Raw genomic sequence first — 5,209 nt, 5'->3', positions numbered from 1 at the left:
CTTTTTAGAATTGCGAATTTTTTACGACCCGGCTTCAGGCCTTGAATTTGCCCTCGAACGCCAGCTTGGACAGCGGCTCGCGCGGGCTCGGGACTTCACGCGCTTGCAAGCCTTCCGGCAGGGTGGACTTGTCGCCCAGCTTGCCTACCACCACCATGGCTTCCACCGAGAATTCGGCCGGTACGTTCAGTTCGGTGCGGGCGCGCTCCTTGTCGAAGCCAGCCATGCCGTGGGCGTGCCAGCCCGACAGCGAAGCTTGCAGGGCCAGGTAGCCCCAGGCCGAGCCGGTGTCGAAGGAATGGGTCGGCGCAGGAACCGCTTCGGTGGCGCCCGGAGGAACCATCACGGTACGCGACAGCACCACGATCAGGGCCGAAGCACTGGCGGCCCAGCTACGGTTGAATTCATTCAACAGGCCCAGCAGGCTATCCCAGGCCGGCGTGCCGCGACGCGCATAGACGAAGCGCCAGGGTTGGGCATTGTAGGCCGAGGGCGCCCAGCGGGCCGCTTCCAGGAAGGTCAACACGGTTTCTTCGGAGATCTCGGCACCGTTGTAGGCGCGCGGGGACCAGCGGTTCAGGAATTGCGGATCGATGGGATAGTCGGCATTGCGTGCATTGGCGGACATGTTCTTGTTCCTTTGCTGAGGGTTGAAGGACGATTCAGACAGCCGGCATCTTAGCAGCGCCCTCTTTTTCCTGCAGAGCAGTGGCACATGACCATAAAAAAACCCGCGCACCTTGCGGCGGCGGGTTAAATCCAATTCTCAGGGGTGATGAATTGGAGGGGGAGGAACTTCAGAATAACGATGCCCCTCTTTCACCTCCAAGCTTTTTACACGCTGTAACATCCGTTGCAATTGAGCAGTGGACTGTGGGCGATCTGTCAGGAATGAAGACCACGTAGTCACGCCATCTGCACCTCACTGCCGAGCTTACTTGCCGATACAGAAGCGCGAGAAGATCACCCCCAGCAAATCATCCGACGTGAACTTGCCGGTGATGCTGGAGAGCCGCTCCTGCGCCAGGCGCAGCTCTTCAGCAAACAGATCCAGCGCATGTTCGCCCGCTTCATTGTCCAGCGCGGCATGAGCAGCAGCATGGGCCAGGTGCTCATCGGCCGCCTTCAATGCCAGCAGGTGCCGCTCGCGGGCAAGATAGCGCGACTCCACCGTCTGCTGCCAACCGGCGATGCGCAACAGCTCGGCCCGCAGCAGGTCCACGCCCTGCCCTTCTGCCGCCGACAGGTAGACGTGGGTGGCGTCGGACATCTTGTCCACGGCGGGCTTGTGACCGGAACGGTCGATCTTGTTCCAGATGCGGATGATGGGCACGCCATCTGGGAAACGCGCGGTGATCTTTTCATCTTCCAGGGTCGGGCCGCGATCGGCGTCGAGCATATGCAGGATGACGTCGGCCTTGGCCACCTCGGCCCAGGTACGCTCGATGCCGATGCGCTCGACTTCATCCGGGCCGCTGCCATCCTCGCCCGCTTCGCGAATGCCGGCGGTGTCGATGATGTTCAAGGGCATCCCTTCGATCTGGATGGTCTGGGTGACCTTGTCGCGGGTGGTACCGGCAATGGGGGTGACGATGGCCACGTCCGAGCCGGCCAGCACGTTCAACAGCGAAGACTTGCCCACGTTGGGCTTGCCGGCCAGCACGGCATTGAGGCCGTCGCGCAGCAGCGCACCTTGCGCGGCGTGCTTGAAGACTTCTTCCAGCGTGCTGCGGATGGTGGCGAGCTGGCCACGGGCATCGCTCTGCTTCAAGAAATCGATTTCCTCTTCAGGGAAGTCCAGCGTGGCTTCCACCAACATGCGCAGGCGCGTGACCTGATCCACCAGCTCATGGATCACCTTGGAGAAGGCGCCCGAGAGCGATTCGGAAGCCGACTTGGCCGCCGCCTCGGTGGTGGCTTCGATCAGGTCGGCCACGGCCTCGGCCTGGGCCAGGTCGATCTTGTCGTTCAAGAAGGCACGCTGGGTGAATTCACCCGGCTCGGCCAGGCGCAAGCCGATCTCGCTACCGGCCTGCACGCAGCGCGCCAGCAGCATCTGCATCACCACCGGACCGCCGTGGCCCTGCAGTTCCAGCACGTCTTCGCCGGTGTAGGAATGCGGACCAGGGAAATAGATGGCCAGGCCCTGGTCGATGACGCTGCCGTCCTCATTCAGGAATGGCAGGTAGGTGGCATGGCGCGGCGCGAGGCTCTCACGCCCGCATATGGCACGCATCACCGGCGCCAGGTTCTTGCCGGAAATGCGCACCACACCAATGCCGCCGCGTCCGGGTGCGGTGGCAATGGCGGCGATAGGAGAAGAATCTAAAGTCATCTGCGAATACTTGTTGTTGTGTTGAACTGAGCCCGCGGCATCCCCCTCGGAGCAGCGGCTTTGGTAATGTTAACCCCGCTGGCATCCTGGGACCGAAAAAAAACCCGTGGAATCCACGGGTTTTTTCTTGGATAGCTGACCAGAATCACTTACTTGGTCTTGCCGCTCTCGATGTTGCGGGTGATCACCCATTGCTGGGCGATGGACAGGATGTTGTTGGTCACCCAGTACAGCACCAGGCCGGACGGGAAGAAGAAGAACATCACCGAGAACACCAGCGGCATGAACATCATCACCTTGGCCTGCACCGGATCGGGCGGGGTCGGGTTGAGCTTGGTCTGCAGGAACATCGAGGCCGCCATGATGATGGGCAGCAAGCCGATAGGCATGTTGAAGTAAGGCAGCGTGCCGAACAGGCGATCCGGCGCCGTCAGGTCATGCACCCAGCCCAACCACGGTGCGCCGCGCATTTCCACCGAAGCCAGCAGCACCGAGTACAGCGAGATGAACACCGGAATCTGGATCACGATGGGCAGACAGCCGCCCAGCGGGTTGATCTTCTCGGTCTTGTAGAGCGCCATCATCTCGCGATTCATGGCTTGCGGATCGTTCTTGTGGCGTTCGCGGATGGCTTGCATCTTGGGCGAGACCGCCTTCATCTTGGCCATGCTGCGATAGCTGGCAGCCGACAGCGGGAAGAACACCAGCTTGATCAGCACGGTCAGCAGGATGATGGTCCAGCCCCAGTTGCCCACCAGGTTGTGGATGTGGGTCATCAGCCAGAAGATGGGCTCGGCGATCACGGTCAGGTGGCCGTAGTCACGCACCAGGTCCAGGCCCGGGGCAATCGCCTGCAGGGTCTTGGAGACGGTGGGGCCGGAATACAGCTGGCTGTCCATGGTCACGCTGGCGTTGGGCGCCACCGTGCCCAGCGGCAGGATGGAACCGATCGCATACAGGTTGTCGCCGACTTTCTTGCTGAAGATGTCGCGCTCGGCCTTCTGGGGCGGGATAAAGGCCGACACGAAGTAGTGCTGCACCATGGCGATCCAGCCGTTGTCGGCCTTGTTCACGTGCTGCTGCTTGCCGTTGGCGATCTTTTCGAAGTCCAGCTTTTCGAAGTGTTCGGCATCGCTATAGACGGCCGGGCCGGTAAAGGTGCTGTAGAAGTGCGATTCGCCCCCGGGCTTGTTGCCGTCGCGCACCAGTTGCAGGTACAGCGAAGGATTGATCGGCGCACCGGTGGTGTTGGTCACCGTGTGCTTGACGTCGATCAGGTAGCTGTCGCGCTTGAAGGTGTAGGTCTTGGTCAGCTTCACGCCGCCCTGCTCGGCCACCAGCACCAGTTGCACTTCATTGCCGTTGTCCAGCGTGCGCGGCCCCGGCTGGGCGGTGAAGATGGTCTTGTGGTTGGGGAAGGGACCGCCGATCAGGCCCGATTCGGCCAGGTAGGTATGGCCCGGCTGGGAGTCGAACAGCACGACGTTCTTGGTCGGATCGACCACGTCGGGTTCCTTCAACAGTTCCAGGCGCTTCAATTCACCGCCCACGGTATCGATGCTGGCCTTGACCAGGTCGGTGGTGATGGTGATGGTTTCGCCCTTGGTGGCGGCGGCAACCTCAGCACCCGGCACGGCGCCAGGGGCCGGCGCCGGCGTGCCAGCCTGCGGGACCGGGGAGCCGGTCGGGCTGGCGGTGGGCGAGGCCGGATTGGCGGCGGCTTGCTCCTGAGTCGAAGTGGCCGACGGGAAGAACATCGACTGATGTCCGTTATGGCGCATCCAGCTATCCCAGAGCAGCAGCAGGGAGAAGGAGAATACAACCCACAGGACGGTACGTTTGATATCCATATGCGTATTGATGAGTTCAGGAGTGGCTGCAACCGTCAGCGGCCACAGGGGGAGAAACCCGCGCAACCGAGGGCTGCGACGAAGTAGAGGGGGAGTCAGGTACAAACCCGGAAGCGGGCCCGGCAGAGAGCGATGAAGACGCTTGCATCGCCTGCTCCGAGCCGGGCACGAAGTCCAGGCCACCGGGATGCCAGGGATGACACTTGCACAGGCGCTTGCCGGCCAACAGGCTGCCCTTGAGCGCGCCATGCAGGCGCACCGCCTCGGCAGCGTAGTCGGAACAACTGGGATAGAAACGGCAATTCTGCCCCAGGAAAGGGCTCACTCCCAGCTTGTAGGCACGTAACAGCAGGAGCAGAGGCGTCTTCATCACTTCCGGTTTTCCTGGCTATTTCCTGGCGAACGCAGTTGCGCTCGGCAGGAAGGCGAACAATTGCGTCAGTTCGGCACGCAGCATGGCCTTGACGACCGCACTGCGGGCCGGATCTTTCCTGGTATTGACCGGGCGCGACAGGCGCACGATGCAGTCCACGGCAGGCAGTTGAGCCTGGCGAAACAGCTCGCGCGTGGCCCGTTTGATCGTGTTGCGGGTCACCGCACGCGGCGCCAGCCGCTTGGCCGCCACCACCCCCAGGCGGGCTTGCGACAGGCTGTTGCGGCGCGCGTACAACACGAAATGCTCGGTACGATACACGGGGCGCAAACGAAAAACGGATGAAAACTCATCCGTTTTAACGATTCGCCGATCGCGTGGGAAGTCGCCTGCTTGACGTGCTGGAAGCGGTGTACGGACGTCCGTCACACGAAACGGCAGCGCAAAGCCCCGGCTTAAACTGCAGCCAGACGCTTGCGGCCCTTGGCGCGACGGGCGTTGATCACGGCACGGCCGCCACGGGTGGCCATACGGGCACGGAAACCATGGGTACGCTTGCGACGCACGACGGAAGGTTGGTAAGTACGTTTCATGTTGGACTCGCTAAGTTGGGCTGCCTTGGAGCAAACAGCAAAAATAATCGGATTCTGA

The 5,209-nt window shown here is 62.0% G+C and carries 6 protein-coding genes; all 6 read right to left on the bottom strand.

Features of this window, described 5'->3' with window-relative positions; genetic code table 11:
• Positions 1-34 precede the first annotated feature (34 nt).
• The 6 genes from I5W_RS23000 to rpmH all read right to left on the bottom strand — a co-directional run bounded on the left by I5W_RS23000 (position 35) and on the right by rpmH (position 5,151).
• Positions 35-628 (bottom strand): nitroreductase family protein, encoded by a 594-nt coding sequence (locus I5W_RS23000; RefSeq protein ID WP_044530992.1) that lies wholly within the window; start codon positions 626-628, stop codon positions 35-37.
• Positions 629-934: 306 nt separating this feature from the next.
• The gene (gene mnmE, locus I5W_RS22995) at positions 935-2,335 is read right to left on the bottom strand and encodes a tRNA uridine-5-carboxymethylaminomethyl(34) synthesis GTPase MnmE (protein ID WP_044530991.1); all 1,401 of its coding nucleotides are present in this window, start codon (positions 2,333-2,335) and stop codon (positions 935-937) included.
• 149 nt (positions 2,336-2,484) lie between these two features.
• Positions 2,485-4,185: a membrane protein insertase YidC gene (gene yidC / locus I5W_RS22990; RefSeq protein ID WP_044530990.1), complete on the bottom strand. Its 1,701-nt coding sequence runs from the start codon at positions 4,183-4,185 to the stop codon at positions 2,485-2,487.
• 16 nt (positions 4,186-4,201) lie between these two features.
• Entirely contained in the window at positions 4,202-4,555 is a 354-nt protein-coding gene (gene yidD / locus I5W_RS34310; protein WP_083893610.1) for a membrane protein insertion efficiency factor YidD, read from the bottom strand.
• Between the two features lie 18 nt (positions 4,556-4,573).
• Entirely contained in the window at positions 4,574-4,987 is a 414-nt protein-coding gene (gene rnpA, locus I5W_RS22980) for a ribonuclease P protein component (protein ID WP_081585445.1), read from the bottom strand.
• Between the two features lie 26 nt (positions 4,988-5,013).
• Positions 5,014-5,151 (bottom strand): 50S ribosomal protein L34, encoded by a 138-nt coding sequence (gene rpmH / locus I5W_RS22975; RefSeq protein ID WP_006461360.1) that lies wholly within the window; start codon positions 5,149-5,151, stop codon positions 5,014-5,016.
• Positions 5,152-5,209: the final 58 nt, after the last annotated feature.

It is taken from the genome of Herbaspirillum sp. B65, assembly GCF_000333555.1.
Classification (GTDB): Bacteria; Pseudomonadota; Gammaproteobacteria; order Burkholderiales; family Burkholderiaceae_D; genus Herbaspirillum; species Herbaspirillum rubrisubalbicans.
The sequence above is the reverse complement of the archived record's forward strand: the minus strand, read 5'-3'. Positions and strand labels throughout refer to the sequence as shown.